At 72.8% G+C, this 2,468-nt stretch carries 1 protein-coding gene; it reads right to left on the bottom strand.

Annotation, left to right across the window (positions count from 1 at the left end; genetic code table 11):
- Positions 1-55 precede the first annotated feature (55 nt).
- The gene (locus LCE31_RS38820; protein ID WP_225022940.1) at positions 56-2,341 is read right to left on the bottom strand and encodes a heavy metal translocating P-type ATPase; all 2,286 of its coding nucleotides are present in this window, start codon (positions 2,339-2,341) and stop codon (positions 56-58) included.
- Positions 2,342-2,468: the final 127 nt, after the last annotated feature.

Here is a 2,468-nt window from a genome sequence, read left to right as displayed (position 1 = left end):
CCCCCCGTCACGTCCCCCGGCGCGAGGTCTGCGGCAACCCCCCTCACGCCCCCCGTCACAAAGCCTTGAAGCCGCGCAGCCGCAGGGAGTTGCCCACGACGAAGACGGAGGAGAAGGCCATCGCGGCGCCCGCGATCATCGGGTTGAGTAGTCCGGCCGCCGCGAGCGGCAGCGCGGCCACGTTGTATCCGAAGGCCCAGACGAGATTGCCCCTGATCGTGCCCAGCGTGCGGCGCGCGAGCCGGATGGCGTCGGCGGCGGCCCGCAGATCACCGCGGACGAGGGTCAGATCCCCCGCCTCGATGGCGGCGTCCGTGCCCGTTCCCATGGCGAGCCCGAGATCGGCCTGCGCGAGCGCCGCCGCGTCGTTGACGCCGTCCCCGACCATGGCGACGGACCGGCCCTCGTTCTGGAGCCGCTTGACGACGTCGAGCTTGTCCTCGGGCAGTACCTCGGCGATCACCTCGTCCACGCCGACGGCGGAGGCGACGCTCTCGGCGACGGCCCGGTTGTCGCCGGTGAGCAGAACGGGCCGCAGACCCAGCGCGCGCAGCCGGCGCACTGCCTCCGCGCTGGTGTCCTTGATGGCGTCCGCGACATCGAGGACGGCGCGTGCCTCGCCGTCCCAGGCGACCGCCACGGTCGTCCGGCCGGCAGCTTCCGCCGTCCGCCGTGCGCGCTCCAGTTCCTGGGGGAGACGGATCTCGCGCTGGGTGAGGAGCCTCGGCCGCCCGACGAGGACGGCATGCCCCTCCACGACGCCCTGGACGCCGAGGCCCGGGATGTTCGAGAAGTCCTCCGGCGCCGGCAGTGTCCCTGCGCGGCGCGCGGCACCCTCGGCGACGGCGCGGGCGACGGGGTGTTCCGAGGCGTGCTCCAGCGAGCCGGCGAGCCGCAGGACGTCGTCCTCCGCGGCGCCCGGGGCGAGGTGCACGTCCTGGAGTTCCATCCGGCCCGTGGTGACCGTCCCCGTCTTGTCGAGCACGATCGTGTCGATCCGCCGGGTCGTCTCCAGTGCCTCGGGCCCCTTGATCAGGATGCCGAGCTGCGCGCCCCGGCCGGTGCCGACGAGCAGGGCGGTCGGGGTGGCGAGGCCGAGGGCGCAGGGGCAGGCGATGATCAGCACGGCGACGGCCGCGGTGAACGCGGCGGTCAGGCCGCCGCCGAGGGCCAGCCACACGCCGAGCGTGCCCAGCGCGAGCGCGATGACGACGGGAACGAAGACGGCGGAGATACGGTCCGCGAGGCGCTGCGCCGCGGCTTTGCCGTTCTGGGCCTCCTCGACCGTCCGCGCCATACGCGCGAGTTGGGTGTCCGCGCCGATCCGGACGGCCTCCACGACGAGCCGGCCGCCCGCGTTGAGCGTCGCACCGGTCACGGCGTCGCCGACGGCGACCTCGACGGGAGCGGACTCGCCGGTCAGCATGGACGCGTCCACGGCCGAGGAGCCCTCCACGACCGTGCCGTCCGTGGCGATCTTCTCGCCGGGACGGACGAGGAACCGGTCGCCGACGCGCAGCTCGCCTGTGGGCACGGTCACTTCGCGGCCGGAGCGCACCAGCGTGACCTCTCTGGCGCCCAGTTCGAGCAGGGCGCGCAGCGCGGCGCCCGCCGTGCGCTTGGAGCGGGCCTCGAAGTAGCGCCCGGCCAGGATGAAGGCGGTGACGCCCGCGGCGGCTTCGAGATAGATGTTCCCCGCGCCGTTCGCGTGGGTGACCGTCAGTGCGAAGGAGTCGCGCATGCCGGCCATGCCGGCCGTGCCGAAGAACAGGGCCCACAGCGACCAGAGGAAGGCGGCGAGCGTACCGACGGAGATCAGTGTGTCCATCGTGGCGGCGCCGTGCCGCAGATTCGTCCAGGCGGCGCGGTGGAAGGGCCAGCCCGCGTAGACGACGACGGGGGAGGCGAGGGCCAGGGAGAGCCACTGCCAGTTGTCGAACTGGAGAGGGGGGATCATCGCCATCGCGATGACGGGGACCGCGAGCACGACCGCGGTCGTCAGCCGCAGGCGCAGGGACCGCTGCTCCTCGTCCTCGGCGGGGGCGGAGCCCGAGCCGTCGTCGGCGGTCTTCGCGGGGGCGGCGGGCTCCGGCTCCCGGGCCGTGTACCCGGTGGCCTCGACGGTGGCGATCAGATCGCCCACGGAGAGTTCGCCGCCGTAGCTGACCTTGGCCTTCTCGGTGGCGTAGTTGACCGTGGCCGCCACGCCCTCCATGCGGTTGAGCTTCTTCTCGATGCGAGCCGCGCAGGAGGCGCAGGTCATTCCGCCGATGGTGAGCTCGACCTCGGCGGGGGCGAGGTCCTGCTCGCCACCGGGTTCCGTGGTCCTGGTGAGGCTCATGAGGTGGCTCCTCGACGTCGACAACTCGTTCAGCCTACCCCCTAGGGGTATAGCTTCTCCTTTCGGTGTACCCCTAGGGGGTATGAAACGCAAGGGGGTCGGCGAGACGGGTGGGGTGGTGATGCGG

Origin of the sequence: Streptomyces sp. 8L (genome assembly GCF_020176795.1) — a bacterium.
GTDB lineage: Bacteria > Actinomycetota > Actinomycetes > Streptomycetales > Streptomycetaceae > Streptomyces.
Note: the sequence above shows the minus strand (reverse complement) of the source record. Positions and strands in the feature narration are given on the sequence as shown.

Bases quoted from the DNA above. Each gene is read 5' to 3' on its own strand.
- LCE31_RS38820 (WP_225022940.1), bottom strand. From the start codon at position 2,341: ATGAGCCTCACCAGGACCACGGAACCCGGTGGCGAGCAGGACCTCGCC.